This is a genomic window from Enterococcus sp. M190262 (genome assembly GCF_005843965.1).
GTDB classification, from domain to species: domain Bacteria; phylum Bacillota; class Bacilli; order Lactobacillales; family Enterococcaceae; genus Enterococcus_D; species Enterococcus_D gallinarum.
On record NZ_CP040461.1, the window covers coordinates 2446159 to 2463945 of the forward strand.

Here is a 17787-nt window from a genome sequence, read left to right on the forward strand (position 1 = left end):
CTCCGAAGAAGGAGCCTTGTAATCTATTTTTAATGGATTTATGCTTATTCTTGAAAGGAGAATGATGATGAAAAAAGCAGAATTGCATGAGTTGATTACGAGTACCCAGCCAAATATTTGTCAAATTGTTGCTTACAAGAACCACGAAGAAGTCTATTCAGATGAATGGAATCATTATCAGAGAAATGATACTTGCCATGTGATGTCGGCGACAAAAAGCGTAGTATCGTTGTTGATCGGAATCGCCATCGATCAGGGAAAAATTTATAGTATTGAAGATAAAGTCCTTGATTATTTTCCTGATTATAGCGTGAAACGAGGAGAAAAGACGATCTATGACGTGACCATCAAACACTTACTCACCATGCAGGCACCTTATAAAGGAAAAGGAGATCCTTGGACAAAAGTCTGTACTAGCCAAGATTGGACGAAAGCTTCTTTAGACTTTTTGGGTGGAAGAAAAGGGTTGACGAATCAATTTGATTATCGAACAGTTTGTCTGCATATTTTGACTGGTTTATTATGCCAAGCAACAAAAATGACCACGGTTGATTTTGCAAACAGCTATTTATTTGAACCCATCGGCGTTAGTCGACATCACAACTACCATGCCGAAACAGCAGCAGAACACAAGCAGTTCACCATCGGAAAAGAGCCAAAGGAGCCGGTTTGGTTTTGTGATCCATTGGGTGTTGGTACAGCTGGTTATGGTTTGTGCTTGTCAGCCAGCGATATGGCGAAAATTGGCGAACTCTGCTTGAACCAAGGCCGACACAAAGGAAAACAAATTGTCTCTGCTGAATGGATCGCAGAAATGAGTACACCAACGCAGCCAGCTCTAATCCAATTTCAGCAGATGCACTATGGGTATTTATGGTGGATACTAGACCCAAAGCAGAATGTCTATTCAGCAATTGGCAATAGCGGCAATGTCATTTACGTTGATTCGAAAAACAAACTGGTTATTGCTGTAACCGCGTATTTCAAACCTACGGTCCTTGATCGGGTCGACTTTGTAGAAACGTATGTGAAGCCATTTGTCCTGACAGAAATAGTCTGAGCCCTTCACTTATTGAAGGGACGAATGGAAAGGAGCGGCGACTGCGTTCCATGAGAATCTTCTTAAAAGAACGTTGAACGAATGAGCATTTCTTGGACAGATACCAACACAAATTAACGATAACGGAGGAACTCTATGGTCAAGGCAACGATTCGTGCCAGTATTGATCAGGATATCCAAAAGATCTGGCAAATTGTCACCAATCTTCAGGACTATTCCTGGCGAAGTGATTTAAGTAAAATTGAGGTGATCAATGAAAGGCAGTTTATCGAATACACAAAAAGCGGGTATCCCACAACATTTACGATTATCGACAAAGAGCCTTTCACGTTGTATTCATTTACGATGGAAAACACAAATATGCGAGGGCGTTGGCAAGGAAAATTCACCAAATCAGGTGCTCAGACAGATATGATCTTTACGGAAGAGGTAACGCTGAAGAAGTTTTATTTGAAACCATTTTCTAAAAGATATTTGAAGAAGCAACAGGAGAAATATCTCGCAGATTTGACAGCAATCCTAAAAAGAGAGAAAGAAGTTACGGAAAAATCCCATTGAAATGTATTTCGTTGCTGGCTGCCAACCGCAGCAGACTGCAGCACATCAAGCATAGAACAGACAAGAAAATGACTTGAGACAATCACAAAAGAAAAAGTTTTAAAGGAGTTGACCAATGTTTACTTTTGAGAGAGTGACTGACGCAAATGAACAGGAAGCTGTTTCCATCTATTTAAATAATCAGCCGTATTTTTCTTTAACGGATGATGTGGCTTCCTTGCAGTTATTAAAACAAGATATGGTAGATAAGCCTGAATCAGTAAAGAAAGAAAATAAACGCTTTTTTTTAGTTAGAAAGGATACAAAGCCGGTGGCGATCCTTGACTACTTAGTTGACTATCCAGAAGAGCAAACCGCTTATATTGGATTATTGCTGATCAATGAAAAGAGGCAAGGACACGGGAAAGCAATCGTTCATAAATTAGAAGAAATTCTTCTTTCTGAAGGGATGACGAAACTAGCCTTGGCCGTTTTATTGAATAATCAACCAGCGGGTAAACTTTGGCGATCGTTAGGTTTTCGGCCCACTAAAGAAACCATTGCTCAAATGAATCAAAAGAAAGTCAAGGTTCTTTCTTACGAAAAAATTTTTGTTCACCCAAGATCAAGGAACTAGCGAGTCTATTTTCAATAAGCAAAACGTCAGTTGACTCTCTACTTGAGATAAGGGTCAAGATGCAATGAGGAGGGGTATCATGTATTTTTGCACACCACGTTGTTTTATCCGTGATTTTAGGATCGAAGATATCCCAACAGTTATGACCTATAGAAATGATTTAGAGTGGATGAAGTACCAAGGTTTCAAAAACATGGAAAAAGCTGCGTATATCAAAGAACTGCTGCATACAAAAAGTTTTTCTGAAGGCAAAAATTTAGCAGTTGTGCACACTTTAGATGAACGGCTGATCGGTGATATCTATTTAAAAAATGAAGCAGATTTTTTCTGGATCGGTTACACGATCCATCCTCATGAGTCTCAAAAAGGATACGGCTCAGAAGTGATTCAAGCGACGATACAGTGGCTGTTTGATCAAGGTGTTCAATCAGTAAAAGCAGAGGTAGCGCCTGGAAATCTAGCTTCGATAAAACTTTTAGAAAAACTGAATTTTTCGTTAGTCAAAACGGAAGAAGACGCACTCTATCAGTTGCATCGCCTTGACTACCCACAACAGAAAAATAGGATAAAACAGGAACAGTGAATCAGAAAGTTCTCTTCAAACAATAAAAATCTTTTTACCTTGTTAAGAAGCCTAGGCTAACTTGGTAAAAAGATTTTTTTTTTGACGAATCCGCTTCACGTTTCTTTGACAAAAGAGTTGGTAAGTGCTCCTAATTTGGTGATGGTTCGAGCAAAGATTATGCTTTTCTATTTTCTCCATTTATTTAATGCGGGCATCATTCGCTCAAATACGGGGAATAAGATCAAATAAAACAGGAAGTTTCCGCTAGCATGAAACAAATCAAATACGAAGCCTTGAAGATAATAGGCTGTAAAAGAAGGAAACTGATAAAGCCAAACTTCCATCATAGAAACGATCAAACCGTATAGAATACCACAAATGAACGCTAGAAGTGCTTGGGTTAAGCGGCTTTGCTTTATGAGAGATATTTTTCCTCCCAGATGAAAAAAAGTAATCATAGCAGCCAGTGCTACAAATTGGCTGATCGTCCAAGGCCCCATCCCTAAGTAGATATTTGTACCAAGCAAACTCAATAAAGCAACGATCAAAGCATCAGACAAACTGCCTGCCAGGGCTAATAAAAATAAAATAGCACTCATGGGCTGAACGTTGGGGATCCAGACAAAAAATAAGCGTCCAACGATACAAGACGCAGTAAGGAGTGCTAATAAAGAAATTTTTTGAACGGAAAATATATGGCTATGAGGCTGGAACATCGAAATCGCCGTCTTTCTAATTGATAATCATTCTCATTATACATGAAAAAAAATAAATTTCAAGATTGAAAAACACATTATGTAGTGTGATAATGAATTCCGGACACAATATGTTGAGTATGGGAAGGTGGCACAAAAAATGAAATACAGTAAACAAACGATAAGCAAGCTAAACGAGGACATTCATATGTTCCCAGAAGTCTCAGCAATCACTACTGAGATGACGAACACATTTGAAGGAATTTCTCGCTTGATCATGCTCGATCGCTATTCTTTCAAGGATCAAAACCACCAAACATTAGATAAGGGTGATTTGGTTATTTTAACCACAAAAGAAGATCCTCAATATCCTGCTCGAGGCATCGGATGGGTAAAGTCTTTTGATGACGACATGGTCTCCATAGAGGTTGAAGAAGAGTATCGCTCAGCTATAGAAAATACTGCTGAACAAGTTAGTGGTCTTGTCAAACGACGGAAAAATGAGATCGAAAAACCACTGGAACTTTATTTCGAACAAATCGCTCGCCGAGTCGCTAGAGGGATTTCCGATAAAGAGTCAGAGCAGGAGTTGTTTCTTGAGCAGTTTTATCAGCAGATTGCCGAACAAAATCTGATTCCGGCAGGTCGAGTCCTTTATGGCGCTGGTACTAATTCTCAAGTTACCTATTTCAATTGCTTTGTGATGCCTTTCATTCACGACTCTCGTAAAGGAATCGCTGTACACAGACAAGAAGTGATGGAGATTATGAGTCGGGGCGGAGGAGTTGGTACTAATGGTTCAACCTTACGGCCAAAAGCTTGTGTGGTCCATGGTGTCAGCGGGCGATCCTCTGGTGCCGTCTCTTGGTTGAATGACTTAGCCAATTTGACGAATCTGGTCGAGCAAGGGGGAAGTCGTCGCGGCGCACAGATGATCATGGTGGCTGACTGGCATCCAGACATTTTGGCGTTCATTATTTCTAAAATCCAGAATCCTGCAGTATTGCTGCAGTTAAACAAAACATTGAAAAATGACACCATCAAACAGTTAATCAATGAAAAACTTCATTTTGATCCTTTGTCAAAAATGGAAGAAAAAATGTATACCCATATTGCTCAGCTTCCAGAATCATCAGATACCGAGCAAAATGAAATGATCAAGACAGCAAAAGAAAAGCTACGGCATGGAGGAAGTTATACGGTTAAAAACAGCGACTTCTTGACTGGAGCGAATATTTCTGTTTGTTTGACAGAAGAATTCATGGATGCAGTAAAGAAAGACGATTGGTATGCGCTGCGTTTCCCAGATATCGATAATTATTCCGAAGAAGAAATGGCGGAATACGATGCAAAGTGGGCAGAAGTCGGAGATGTACGAGAATGGGAAGCCGCCGGTCATAAAGTAAAAACCTATCAAAGGATCAGGGCTCGTGAATTGTGGAATTTAATCACTTTTTGTGCCACGTACTCAGCTGAACCCGGTATCTTCTTTATCGATAATGCCAATAAAATGACCAATGCTACAGCCTATGGGCAAAAAGTGGTTGCGACGAATCCTTGTGGTGAACAGCCGTTAACACCTTATGCTGTATGTAATCTAGCAGCAGTCAATTTGGCAAACATGGCCGATCATCAAACGGGGACAGTTGATTTTGCTAAATTAAGAGAAACGGTTAAAACCGCGGTTCGTTTTCAAGACAATGTCATTGATGCGACCCCTTACTTCTTTGATAAAAATGAGCGCCAAGCGAAAGGTGAAAGACGTGTTGGACTTGGCATCATGGGCTTAGCCGATCTACTGATCTATTGTGAGAAAACTTATGGTTCAGCAGAAGGCAATCAATTAGTCGATCAGATTTTTGAGACGATTGCTATCACCGCCTATGAAGCCTCCATTGATTTAGCAAAAGAAAAGGGTAGTTTTCCATTTTTGATTGGGAAAGATGATCAAGAGACACAAGCATTACGAGAGAAGTTTATTGACACAGGGTATATGAAAAAAATGCCAGCCCATATTCGTGAAGGGGTGATGCAATTTGGGATTCGCAACTCACATCTTTTGACTGTCGCACCAACAGGATCGACGGGAACGATGACCGGTGTGTCAACAGGATTAGAGCCTTACTACTCCTTCTCCTATTTTAGAAGTGGCAGATTAGGCAAATTTATTGAGATCAATGCAGCAATCGTTGAAGAATATCTTGCGAATCATCCGGAACAAGACAAAGATCAGCTGCCAGACTTCTTCATTTCAGCAATGGAACTGTCCCCAGAAGAACATGTTGGTGTTCAATGTGCGATTCAACGCTGGGTGGATAGTTCGATTTCAAAAACTGTCAATGCACCGAAAGGGTATTCTGTAAGTCGGGTGGCGAAAGTCTATATGGATCTCTACGATGGTGGTGCCAAAGGCGGTACTGTATACGTGGATGGCAGCCGTGACTCACAAGTATTGACTTTGGAAGCAATCGACAATGAAATGAACACTCAAGTAGAACCAGCAGAAGATCAATTTACCACCCAAACGAATGAACCAGTGATTTCTGGTGACATTTGTCCCATCTGTCATGAAGGAACAATAGAAGAAATTGGCGGTTGTAGTACATGTACCAATTGTAAAATTCAATTGAAATGTGGTTTGTAAAAATAGATCATTAGTGATTGAAGAGATAAGGGATATACCTGTGTTTCAGTAAATATTTAGTATGTTTTTCGATGGATAAAAGAGTAGATTTTAATGACGTATGTCGGGAAGGAATAAATAAATGAAAAAATTGTTAGTCGTAATCGTGTTGTTAGGCGGATTATTTGTCACTAGTGGCTGTCAAGGAAACACGCGTACATCTTCAGAAAATACCCAAAATGCACAAAGTGCAGAAAGCACAGAACGTTCTGTTGATCAGAAACAATTAACAGCTACGATTGTTGTCACGAATAAAGGTGAGGAAGTCACCTCAAAAGAAGTTGCTTTTCAAGAAAATGAATCACTACTGAAAGTAATGAAAGAAAACTTTACGATTGAAGAAAAAGATGGCTTTATCACTTCGATCGATGGAATGAGTCAAGATCAAAAGAACAATGTATTTTGGGTCTATACAGTCAATGATGAAATGAGTGATAAAGGTGCCCAAGAGCTGTTTTTGAAAAAAGCTGATACGATCACTTTTAATTTACAAGCATTCTAACTCACCCTTTAAGAGGTGTAACATATGTTTTCAACCGAGGCCCCCCAATAAGGACTAGGATCCAGCAGGTCTCTTTGGCTTGCACGATGTATCGTGCCATTCAGTATCCTCGAGTTGCTACTTATGTTGCAGCTCTTTTTTTCTTGATACAAATCAATTTGTTTTTCGCTCCTTTTCGTTAAACTAGCGCTGAATCATCCCTACAAACAAAAAAGGAGTGGAGACATTGAAGTTCCAAAAAAAGATACAAGCAAACCAAGTGTTGCTGACAATAATCAGCGGTTGTCTGATCGTCACTGCATTTGGTGGGAAATATTTATTGCAGCAGCAGGTACTCTATGAGAGTTGCTTGTTTATTGCTTCTGTTATTGGTGGTCTTCCCATTGCTATCCAAGCTTATCAAGCGGCAAAAGTGAAAGTCCTTAGTATTGACTTATTAGTGACTGTGGCAGTGCTGGGCGCCCTTTTTATTGGGGAATACAATGAATCAGCTATTGTGACCTTTCTTTTTTTGTTTGGTCATGTTCTTGAACAAAAAACGTTAGCCCATACGCGATCAGCAATTCAATCTCTCATCAATATGTCGCCGGCAAAAGCCTGGAAATATATCCCCTCAGCGAATGAAGACGCCGTTGAAAAGACGGCAGAAGTAGCAATTGAAGAAGTCAAAGTGGGGGATCGCTTGCTGGTGAAAGCAGGTGCTCAAGTGCCAGTGGATGGCATGATTGTTGAAGGATCGGGCTACTTAAAAGAAGCAGCAGTGACGGGAGAAGCTGAACTTGTTAGAAAAGCAGTAGGCGCAATGGTTTTTGCAGGAACGATTCTCGAAAACGGTACATTAAAAATCCGAGCTCAAAAAGTTGGAGAAGAGACGACATTTGGTAAAATCATTGAACTCGTTGAAGAGGCACAAGATAGCAAATCAGCTGCCGAACGTTTGATTGACCGTTTTGCCACCTATTATACACCTCTGATTTTGGTGCTGGCTGTTCTCATAGGCTTGATTACTAAAGAGATTCGTCTAGCGATCACGCTACTGGTGCTAGGATGCCCCGGAGCGCTTATTATCGGTGTTCCGGTCGCCAATGTTGCGGGGATCGGGAATGGTGCCAAGAATGGAGTACTGATTAAAGGCAGCGAAGTCATGGCTACTTTCAGCCGTGTCGATACGATTGTTTTTGATAAAACAGGGACATTGACTGAAGGCAAGCCAAGTGTGACTGCCGCAAAGATTTTTACCGATAAAGACGATTTAGCCTTAACGGCAGCCGTAGAAGCAGAATCCGATCATCCATTAGGTCAAGCGATTCTTCAGTATGCAAGAACTGTCGGGGAAAGTTGGGAAGCAGTCCATGTGGAGCAGACGAAGATCCATAAGGGACGCGGTGTACAGGCGGTTGCAAATGGCCATGATGTGTTGATCGGTAACAGACAATTTATGATTGAACAAGGGATCGAGCTATCGATGGAGGTACAACGGCAGGAAGATGAATTACGAGGACAGGGTCATTCAATCGTTTTAGTAGCGTGTGATCAGCAATTGACTCAATTATTTGGTATCAAAGATGCGATTCGTTCAGGGGCATCAGAAACGATTCATGCACTGAGAAAAAGCGGCATAAAACGGCTGATCATGCTGACGGGAGACCATCAACACACCGCAAATTTGATTGGCCACACGTTAGGGTTAACAGAGATTCATGGTGAGCTTTTACCTGAAGAAAAAGCGGACTTTATTCGACATTTACAGAAAAAAGGGGAGATAGTTGCTTTTGTGGGAGATGGCATCAATGATAGTCCTTCAATTGCACTTGCTGATATTGGGATTGCGATGGGCAATGGGACAGATGTGGCAGTCGAAACCTCTGATATTGTATTGATTCAATCACGGATCGAGCAACTAAATTATGCCTATCAACTAACGAAAAGAACCGTCAGAAAGATGAAAGAAAACATTCTGATTGCGTTAGGAACTGTTTTATTCTTGTTAGTAGGTTTGGTCTTTGGCTTCATCTATATGGCCAGCGGGATGTTTTTCCATGAGTTAAGTATTTTGCTTGTTGTCTTGAACGCGATGCGCTTGCTGGCGAAACCAAATAAGTCAAAACTTGATACAAATCAATTATTAGTGACACAAGAAGAATTAAAATAAGACTATCAATAAAGGAGGAATAGTCATGAAATCAATTATTCAATTACAAACCTTAACTTGTCCATCTTGTATGCAAAAAATCGAACAAGGGTTGAGTCGCCAGTCTGGTGTAACAAAAGTGAATGTTCTGTTCAATGCCAGTAAAGTAAAAGTAGAATTTCAACCAGAAATCATCACTCCGCAAGAAATCCAACAAGTGATCGAAACGCTAGGTTATGTCGTTGAAGGGATTCAACTAAAAGAGTTGGCTTGATATTACTTGATTAAACAAAGGAATGAAGCCGAAGAAAGTTAATAGGAAAGGGACAATGGATCTTTTCTATTACTATCGTTAATTATTTTTTCGTGTATAGATTTAGCCGTTAGACGATCACGGGATTAATGGCTTATTTCAAAGCAGTCGGGTAGGCTTCAACAAGGAGATTTAGTCTCAACAGTATTGATGAAGAAGGAATCCTTGAATGGGTGCATCAAGTAGTAAACTTCCAGAAATTTATGTCAACACTAGTGCTAATTGGTGGGTGTACGATGCTCAAAAAAAGTGGTACATTAAAAAAGAAACGTCGCGTGTTAACATGCATGGCTGTTGAGCAATCGCAGCTGTTGTTGCTGTTTGAGACATTCCATAAAAGAAGTTCGGCAGGACTGAGTTTTTGAGTTTTCTAAAGAATTTTCTGCGTGATTGCAAGGCCATTGATTCCTTGGATAAGACAATTTTGCGGGGAAACTGGTAACGAATAGGAGAGGATTTCCATGGCAAAGGATCATATGTGTGTTTCATTAGTGCCATTGTTCAATCATTTAGATGAAACGGATCAACGAGTGATTCACATGCTGGTTACACATCACATTAAGGAAAAAGGGGAACTGATATTTACCCCAACCAGTGCTGATCAGTTAGTGATCGTTGCTCGTGGAAGCTTGAAGGTCTATCAGCTTTCCGCTAATGGCAAAGAGCAAGTCCTGCGTGTCATTGAACCCGGTGGCTATGAGGGAGAGAAACAACTATTTGGTGTTCAAAACGAACTATTGTTTGGAGAAGCGTTGGAGAAAACAGAAGTTTGTGTTCTCAAACAGCGAGATTTTACGCAGTTGTTGCTGGATTACCCTCAGCTAAGTTTGAAATTATTAGAAATAAATGCGCAAAAAATGCTAAAAGTCGAGCAGCAAGCACGCTTTCTGATGATGGAAAAAGTTGATGAACGATTAGCAACTTATCTACTAGATCTAGCAAAAGTTGCCGAATCAGATCAAGTTGTGCTGCCTATGAAAATGAAGGAGCTGGCGTTGTTTTTAGGAACCACACCCGAAACTCTTTCAAGAAAATTAAAACGCTTTGAAGAGAAACTATGGATCCGCCGCAATAAGCGAACGGTGTGGCTGCTTGACCAAGATCAGTTAGCAGATCTTTAAAGAAAGAGACTTTTATTCAAAAGCAGCTTTACCATCCGTTTCCCGCGAAGGGGACCTCACATCTGCCAATAAATCAGTGCAAACCTTCTGAATTTCAGTAGATTGTGCAATCAACGATTGACAAACGGTCAAAATCCAAGTAGATTTAATCAGGATGCTAAATTCTTTTATCAAAGTGATTTGTTTTATCAGATAATAGAGGGTCTGGGGAAAACGAGGTGGAAATAGTGAACCAAAAAGAAAAAATGCTTGAACTGATCAAAAAGAAACAAGGTGGTGGCCGTTCGAAACAAATGGACACACCAAAAAATGATCGCAAGAATATGCGTAAAGGACCAAAGATTTACAATAAGTAATAAATGAGCGCGACTCATTGAGTATAACTGCGTAAGGAAATCCTCCTTACGCAGTTTTTTGTCTCTTTTAGAGAGGGGTACCGACTGATTTTCTCAACACAAAGTACTCCTCGACTTCGCCGCTTTCCTTTTGTATGATTAAGGAAAAGAGAATAGGAACGGAGTGAGAAAATGAATGTGAAAGAGGCATTGATGGCTGGAGCAGAAAAAAGTATTTTTTTGAATGATATTGAAGTCGATCCGAAAACCATTAAAGCAGTATTGATCAATGAAGTCGTTCCCCTAGATCCAACAGATGATTTTTATGGGGCAACAGATGGCGCTTATCTTTCTACGACGTTGCCGTTGTTTCAACAAGCTGGGATCTATGTAGATTCTGCCCATGACTTATTGGATTTAGGGATTTATTTGACCAATGCGATCAAAACGCCAAAACACACGACGACAATTGAAACACAAACTATCACTGAAAATCTACCGCTATTAGAAAAAGAGTTGTCGTTATTTCCAAATATTGAAGTGATTATGCTAATGGGGGATGTCGCCAAAAAAGCCTTCAATCAAATCGCCAAAAAGCAGCAAAAAAAGAATGCGATTCCCTCCGTTGCAACTTATAAAATACGCCAGACTGAAATCTACTATGGAAAGATCCGCTTATTGCCTTCTTATATTATGACAGGGAAGAATGTATTGATCGAAAAATCTAAAGTCACGATGGCAGCCGAGGATATCGCGAAAATGTATCAAGTGATTACGAAGGAATGATTTGATTAGCAGACGATCCCATGAGCTCGCAGGATGACAGATCTTCCGCTGAAATTATAGGACACACTGGTGTAAGGGACTTCCAGCGAACTCATGTGAACCTTTCTGTACAAGTATTTTCGGATCTGCTATACTTAAGGAAATCATTTACTGAAGGAGGAAAAGTCATGACAGCGGCAATGAAATTGTGGATCGATCTTTTGAATCGTTAATTTAATACTATTCAAAAGTCTAGGTGATCGCGATTTCAAGGGATGAGTGTCTACTTTTCCAATTATTTATGAAGGGATAGCGCCAGGCTATGCCTTTTTTGTGTTTTCCTTTTTCCTAGACGAGAGAGGGAGATCATTCATGGAAACATTAACAGTCCAATTCAAACAGATCAAAAAACAATATGGCGCTAAAGAAGTCTTGTCAATTGAGGCGTTATCCGCCTATCATGGAGAACGAATCGGGATCATTGGTAGAAATGGTGAAGGAAAGTCAACACTGTTAAAATTAATTACTGGAGAAATCCAGCCTGATAGTGGCACGATTCAGACAACCACGACCTTTAATTATTTTGCCCAAATTGGAGGGATCGAGGATTCTTACGATTTTTCATCCGTTGACTGGGAAATCATGAGCCGCTTTTCGTTACCAAAACATTCAATGGATAGCTGGAGCGGTGGGGAAGCCGCAAAGTCACGATTGGTTCGAACACTATCGAACTATGAAATGGGTCTATTGTTGGATGAACCTACCACCCATCTGGATCAGAAAAGTATTTCATTGCTTATTGAGGAGTTGAGGCATTACTATGGTACATTGCTTTTTGTCAGTCATGATCGGTTTTTCTTGAACCAATTAGCAACGAAAATTTGGGAAATTGATCAGGGGTGTGTACGGGAATATCACGGAAACTTTGATGCGTATAAACAGCAAAAGGAAATGGAATTACTGCATCAAAAACATGCGCTTGAAAGTCACTTGAAAGAAAAGAAGCGCTTGGAAGCGGCGATTGAAAGCAAACTTCAGCAAGCTGAAAAGATTAGTAAAGTCTCTAAAAAAATGCAGCAGAAAAATAGTCGTCCTGATCGATTGGCATCATCCAAACAAAAGGATACAATTCAAAAGAATCTTCATAAAACAGCAAAGGCAATGAAAAGCCGTTTGGATCATTTAGGTGAGCATCATTCATTGACTGAGCCGAGACAAATTATTTTTCCAGCACCAAAAGGCATAGAAATTCATAATCCTTATCCGATAAAAGGAGACAACGTTTCGATTCAATATGAACAGAGAGTTTTGTTTGATGATTGTGATTTTCAATTTGGATTAGGAAAGCGTATCGCGATTGTAGGTGCAAATGGTTGTGGAAAAACGACTTTATTGAATCATATTTTAAATGATGGTAAAGGAATTGTCTTATCTCCTAAGGTAGTTTTTGCTAGTTACCAACAATTGTCCTATAAAATGACTGAATCGGAATCAATTCTTGTTTATTTAATGAAACAAACCGATTATTCTGAATCATTTGTCAGAAGTATTTTGCATAACCTTGGTTTTTATCAAACAGAAATTTTAAAGCCCGTAAAAAAATTGAGCGGAGGAGAAGCGACACGAGTTCAAATTGCGCTGCTTTTTGTTAAACCAGCAAATGTTCTCATTTTGGATGAACCAACTAATTTTATTGATCTTCCTACGATTGAAGCCCTGGAAAAACTAATGAGGGATTATCTTGGAACAGTTATATTTACTTCTCATGATCAATTATTTGTTGATCAAGTTGCTAATGAGGTCTATCAAGTCGTCGATCAAAAACTTAAAAAAATCACTTAAACGTATGGCCATTTTCTTAATCGCATATGCTCGTAACGTTGAACGCAAAATCGTGAAAGGGTTTGCTGCAACTGCTTTAATGTGGTAAAGTATAGTCATAATTGAATGAACAGGTGATGAAGTTCGGCATAGCTGATAGTACACAATCAGTGCTATAGGTATGACTGGAAAAGAGTAAATAAAATCAATTGAACAGGCTAAAAATAACCGCTTTTGTAGGTTTATTTAAGTTGCCTAGCTATTGATTTTATCTTACTCTAACTTCTCTTTTCACGGAAGCGATGGGTAACCATCGCTTTTTTTTATTCTTTTATAGTAATCACGCAAAAGGAGGACTAAAGAAAACTATTCAGTTACACAAATAATCAATCAAAGGAGCAGAAAAATGCGAAACGAAATGAAAGACTTCATTAAACAGCCAAAAATCTATCAACAAACCGATACCCCATTCTGGACAGATGACTATATTTCTCAGAAAATGCTAGAAAATCATTTGGATCCGAGTATAGATGGGGCCAGTCGAAATCGGTCCTTTATCAAAAAATCTGCTAGCTGGATCTGTCAAAAAGTTCCACCAGCAGATTATCCAACCCTTCTTGATCTAGGGTGTGGACCAGGGCTCTATTCAGAATTGTTTGCTGAATCTGGCTATCAAGTAACAGGGGTAGATTTCTCAAAGCGATCGATCGACTATGCAAAAGAGTCTGCACGAAAAAAACAGTTGCCTATTTCCTACCTAAAACAAGACTACCTTGAGATGGAATTGACAGAAACTTTTGATTTGATCGTGATGATCTATTGCGACTTTGGTGCATTACCTGCAAACGATCGACATCTGCTGGCAGCAAACATTTATCGCTGGTTGAAGCCTGGCGGAAAATTCTTGCTAGATGTCTTTAGTGCAACGAAATATGATCAGACTGTAGTGCAGCAATCATGGGACTACTCAGAAGGAGCTGGCTTTTGGAGCGAGAACTCCTATCTTGCATTGAATAAGACCAGTAAATATCCCAACTTTGTCTGGCTAGATCAAACAATGGTGATCACTCAAGAGGATCAGATAACTTACAATGTGTGGACTAGTTGTTTTACAGAGCACTCATTGGCTGCCGAACTGGCTGCGGTTGGATTTAAAGAGTATCAGCTTTATAGCAACGTTTGTGGCGAAAGCTATACGAAAGAGAGTGAAACAATCGCGATGTTGCTAAAGAAGTAAACGGTAGGGTTACATTTTAGGGGACAATTCGCTAAAATGAAGAGGAGGGATAAAATGAAAAAAGTCTTATTGTTTCTGATGAAGCTTCCTTTTTCTGCCCATCAAATTGATGCAGACTTGTGAAGGAATATAGGGTAACAATCAAACAAGATTTGTGCAATAAATATAAAACTGCACAAACATCGTTGAGAGGAGGCGTATCATGGAAGAATTACAAAAAATACCGAATGTAGGAAAGGTTCTTGCCGAACACTTGCATGCGATTGGCATCGATTCGGTGGAGAAAATGAAGTCTGCAACAGCAGAAACCATTTTTATGCGTATTCGTACCCAACGGGATCCCGGGGCTTGTCTACACATGCTCTATGGGATTGAGGGAGCAATACAAGGAATTCCTAAAACGCAGATTTCAGCTGCAAGAAAGCAAGAATTGCGAACGTTTTTCCAGACTGTTTCTTGATTGATTTGCAAAGGGAGTCAAACCAATCAGATTTGTGATCTAAAACACAAAAAAGAAGGACCAAACAATGCCTGACAACTTCCGTGAAAAACATTGGAAGTGTCTGATTGATTGTTCGGTCTTTTTTGTTTTTTAGGGCATAGCTTTATGCTAATTACCTTTAAGCAGTTCTCTCAAAGTAGGCATTTCTTGGACTTGGTATTTTTCTTTAAAGGCGGCGATTTCAGCTGCCGAAAATTTTTCTGGATCCAATTTCAATTCCTCTACAGGAAGTGGACGAGCATTTTCGATCTTGATATCAATAACTACAGGGCCGTTGCTGGTTTTTGCTGCATCAAAAGCAGGTGTTAGGTCTTCGTAACGAGTAATAGTATATCCTTTTGCACCAAGTGCTTCCCCAACTTTCCCAAAGTCTGCGCCTTCTAGAAAGACTCCAAATTTCTTTTGTTCGGTATCCTCTTGTTCTGCTTCAATAAATCCAAAAGAATCATTAGAGAAGACGATATTGATGATTGGTAATTGGTATTTGACTTGGGTCAAAATATCCTGCATTTGCATGGCGAAACCGCCATCCCCACTCAATGTAAAGACTTGGCGATCGGGGAAACTCAATTGGCCGGCAATTCCTCCTGGAACACCGTTCCCCATCGTAGCGAACCAGCCAGAAGTGGTAAAACGCTGTTCTCCTGTCATTTCTAAATGTCGAATACTGTTGATCGTCACATTTCCGACATCACTGACGAAAATCGCATTCGGCTCGGCAATGCGGTTAATTTCTTTGAAGATCGGTTCTGGACGAAGAGGAGCTTGTTGATTGGTGTCAAAGTGATGGCGCCAAGCATGCCAGCGAACAATGTTTTCTTGATTTGCTGCCAGCCATTGGTCTGCTGGTCGCTCGGTTCCTAGGGTGACCCATTGATTCAACGCAGTGATCCCATCGCCTAACACCGAGACATCTGTGTTGTGCCGACGTCCAAATTTCGAGGAGTCAATGTCAACTTGAACAAAATTGGCTTTCGGATTAAAGAAACGACGACCAAATGGAAAATCGCTCCCCACGAAGACAATCAGATCCGCTTCGGCTAGTGCTTCGTTCGCAGGTTTTGTGGCAACTCTTCCGGCAAAGCCAAGAAAATTCTTATACATATCAGGAACGATTCCTTTCGCCAAAACAGAAGCCGCAACTGGCATTGAAAAGAACTCGGAAAATTCTTTGATCGCTGGAAATCCGCCGAATACCCCTTGTCCAATATAAAGAACGGGTTTTTTTGCTTGTTCAAAATAGGGGAGGGCAGCTTTTAAGTCTGCTTCATTAGGTAGGATCACCCCAGTTTTATGGTTTTTGGCTGTGGCGATCTCTTGGGCTTCAATCTCTTTAAAGCCAAAATCAACGGGAATCGTCACGACAGCGACGCCCCGAAATTTATAGGCAGCCTTGATAGCTTCATCTACCACGTGTGGTAGACTTTCAGGGGACATGACCGTTCGATTGTAGATGCTGACATCCGCAAACATCGGATTTTCATTCATTTCTTGGAAATCATTGTAATTCATTGAACTTGATGCCACTTGACCGAGTAATGCTACTACGGGCACATTATCCATTTGAGCATCATACAATCCATTGATTAGGTGGGTAGCTCCAGGGCCTGCTGAACCAAAGACAGCCCCGACTTTACCAGTTAGTTTGGCATCAGCAGCGGCGGCGAGAGCGCCTACTTCTTCATGGCGAACTTGGATATAGCGAACGGATTCGCGTTCTTGGTATAGTGCATCCATTGTGGAATTAAATGAACCGCCGGGAATGCCATAAATGTGATCGATCCCCCAAGCCTCAAAGACTTTTACCATGGCGACACCTGCATTGATTTTTGTCATTTTCTTCACTCACTTTCTCCTCTTTCTTTCAGTATAAAGTATTCTAAAAAAGACAACAAAAAATGTGACTCGACTCACAAGGGAAACTCCCGGTTATCAGCAATCAAATTCAACAGAGGAAAAATAGTACAAAGAATAGAATACCTGCAAAAAAAGATGCACCTGTGTCAGATGCATCTAAAATCATGGTACCCTTATTCAGCCATCAGAGGCTTGTTCGCTAGAAGCCCTAGAAGTATGCGATTCTTTATGAAACTAATTGGATAATTCTGTGATAAAACGAGCCGCGATTTCTTTGGGGCGGGTAATCGCACCGCCTACCACGATACCTGCAACCCCTAGACGCTGAACTTGTTTGGCTTGTTCAGGAGAATGAATTCTTCCTTCAGCGATGACGGGCAACTGTTCAGCGACAAGTTGTTGGATCAGTTCGAGGTCGGGTCCATTTGTTGGCTCACGGTCTTTGGTATAACCCGCTAATGTTGTGCCAACAAAATCGACCCCAGCTTGGTAAGCATTGCGGCCTTCTTCAAAAGTCGCAATATCTGCCATCAGCAGCTGGTCAGGATACTTTTCTTTGATTTTTTTGATAAATGCATTGATGGTTAGACCATCGTGCCTTTTTCGCAAAGTACAATCCAGCGCAATGACTTCGACACCGGTTGCAACTAATTCATCTACTTCGCGCATCGTAGCAGTGATGAACGGTTCTTCAGGTAGGTAGTCTCTTTTTATGATACCGATGATTGGCAAGGATACTTTTTCTTTGATTTGCTGGATGTCTCGTACAGAGTTGGCACGAATTCCGACCGCACCTGCTTCTTGAGCTGCCACCGCAAAAAGAGGGATCACGCCACCTTCTTCGGTATAAAAGGGTTCCCCTGGCAGAGCTTGACAAGAAACGATCAAGCCACCAGATATTGCTTGTAAAAATTCTGTTTTGTTCATGGACGTTGCCTCCTAATTATCAATCAACTGACTAGCAATAGCCTTCAATCTGAAATTCGATCGAGGGTCTTCAAAGGGACTATAGCATGGAAAAATAGC

The 17787-nt window shown here is 40.5% G+C and carries 17 protein-coding genes; 14 read left to right on the top strand and 3 right to left on the bottom strand.

All coding sequences use genetic code 11. The features are described 5' to 3' along the window. Positions 1 to 67 precede the first annotated feature (67 nt). The 4 genes from FE005_RS11480 (at position 68) to FE005_RS17025 (ending at position 2817) form a co-directional block, all read left to right on the top strand. Complete coding sequence (locus FE005_RS11480) at positions 68 to 1060, top strand: serine hydrolase (RefSeq protein WP_005472538.1); 993 nt, start codon at positions 68 to 70, stop codon at positions 1058 to 1060. A gap of 135 nt (positions 1061 to 1195) precedes the next feature. Beyond that, on the top strand, positions 1196 to 1618 hold the full coding sequence (locus FE005_RS11485) for an SRPBCC family protein (protein WP_138371806.1): 423 nt from the start codon (positions 1196 to 1198) through the stop codon (positions 1616 to 1618). Positions 1619 to 1733: 115 nt separating this feature from the next. Further along, on the top strand, positions 1734 to 2234 hold the full coding sequence (locus FE005_RS11490) for a GNAT family N-acetyltransferase (protein ID WP_138371807.1): 501 nt from the start codon (positions 1734 to 1736) through the stop codon (positions 2232 to 2234). 79 nt (positions 2235 to 2313) lie between these two features. Next, positions 2314 to 2817 carry a GNAT family N-acetyltransferase gene (locus FE005_RS17025; RefSeq protein WP_228073945.1) on the top strand — a complete coding sequence of 168 codons (504 nt, stop codon included), beginning with the start codon at positions 2314 to 2316 and terminating at the stop codon, positions 2815 to 2817. Positions 2818 to 2984: 167 nt separating this feature from the next. Here the strand turns inward: FE005_RS17025 and FE005_RS11500 are convergent, their stop codons facing one another. Then, positions 2985 to 3515, bottom strand: a complete 531-nt coding sequence (locus FE005_RS11500) for a hypothetical protein (RefSeq protein WP_138371808.1) — start codon at positions 3513 to 3515, stop codon at positions 2985 to 2987. Between the two features lie 139 nt (positions 3516 to 3654). Here FE005_RS11500 and FE005_RS11505 point away from each other — a divergent pair, with 139 nt between their 5' ends. The 10 genes from FE005_RS11505 (at position 3655) to FE005_RS11545 (ending at position 14862) form a co-directional block, all read left to right on the top strand. Continuing rightward, positions 3655 to 6138: a vitamin B12-dependent ribonucleotide reductase gene (locus FE005_RS11505; RefSeq protein ID WP_138371809.1), complete on the top strand. Its 2484-nt coding sequence runs from the start codon at positions 3655 to 3657 to the stop codon at positions 6136 to 6138. Positions 6139 to 6259: 121 nt separating this feature from the next. Further along, positions 6260 to 6679, top strand: a complete 420-nt coding sequence (locus tag FE005_RS11510) for a DUF4430 domain-containing protein (protein WP_138371810.1) — start codon at positions 6260 to 6262, stop codon at positions 6677 to 6679. A 226-nt stretch (positions 6680 to 6905) separates the two neighbouring features. After that, entirely contained in the window at positions 6906 to 8831 is a 1926-nt protein-coding gene (locus tag FE005_RS11515) for a cation-translocating P-type ATPase (protein ID WP_138371811.1), read from the top strand. Positions 8832 to 8856: 25 nt separating this feature from the next. Beyond that, positions 8857 to 9084: a heavy-metal-associated domain-containing protein gene (locus tag FE005_RS11520; RefSeq protein WP_060814852.1), complete on the top strand. Its 228-nt coding sequence runs from the start codon at positions 8857 to 8859 to the stop codon at positions 9082 to 9084. Between the two features lie 500 nt (positions 9085 to 9584). Next, a complete protein-coding gene (locus tag FE005_RS11525) occupies positions 9585 to 10244 on the top strand; it encodes a Crp/Fnr family transcriptional regulator (protein WP_138371812.1) in 660 nt (219 codons plus the stop codon). Between the two features lie 227 nt (positions 10245 to 10471). Beyond that, entirely contained in the window at positions 10472 to 10600 is a 129-nt protein-coding gene (locus FE005_RS17145) for a hypothetical protein (protein WP_005472549.1), read from the top strand. A 171-nt stretch (positions 10601 to 10771) separates the two neighbouring features. Then, on the top strand, positions 10772 to 11365 hold the full coding sequence (locus FE005_RS11530) for a uracil-DNA glycosylase family protein (RefSeq protein WP_103300073.1): 594 nt from the start codon (positions 10772 to 10774) through the stop codon (positions 11363 to 11365). Between the two features lie 351 nt (positions 11366 to 11716). Continuing rightward, positions 11717 to 13186 (top strand): ribosomal protection-like ABC-F family protein, encoded by a 1470-nt coding sequence (gene abc-f, locus FE005_RS11535; protein ID WP_138371813.1) that lies wholly within the window; start codon positions 11717 to 11719, stop codon positions 13184 to 13186. A gap of 385 nt (positions 13187 to 13571) precedes the next feature. Continuing rightward, entirely contained in the window at positions 13572 to 14402 is an 831-nt protein-coding gene (locus FE005_RS11540) for a class I SAM-dependent methyltransferase (RefSeq protein WP_113849773.1), read from the top strand. 202 nt (positions 14403 to 14604) lie between these two features. After that, positions 14605 to 14862 carry a TfoX/Sxy family protein gene (locus FE005_RS11545; protein ID WP_003127255.1) on the top strand — a complete coding sequence of 86 codons (258 nt, stop codon included), beginning with the start codon at positions 14605 to 14607 and terminating at the stop codon, positions 14860 to 14862. Positions 14863 to 15012: 150 nt separating this feature from the next. On the opposite strand, the gene spxB is transcribed toward FE005_RS11545, so the two are convergent. Both spxB and FE005_RS11555 read right to left on the bottom strand, forming a co-directional pair. Then, positions 15013 to 16740, bottom strand: coding sequence for a pyruvate oxidase (gene spxB, locus FE005_RS11550; RefSeq protein ID WP_138372217.1), 1728 nt, complete (start codon positions 16738 to 16740; stop codon positions 15013 to 15015). A gap of 255 nt (positions 16741 to 16995) precedes the next feature. Then, a complete protein-coding gene (locus FE005_RS11555) occupies positions 16996 to 17688 on the bottom strand; it encodes an N-acetylmannosamine-6-phosphate 2-epimerase (RefSeq protein ID WP_081132144.1) in 693 nt (230 codons plus the stop codon). Between the last annotated feature and the right edge of the window lie 99 nt (positions 17689 to 17787).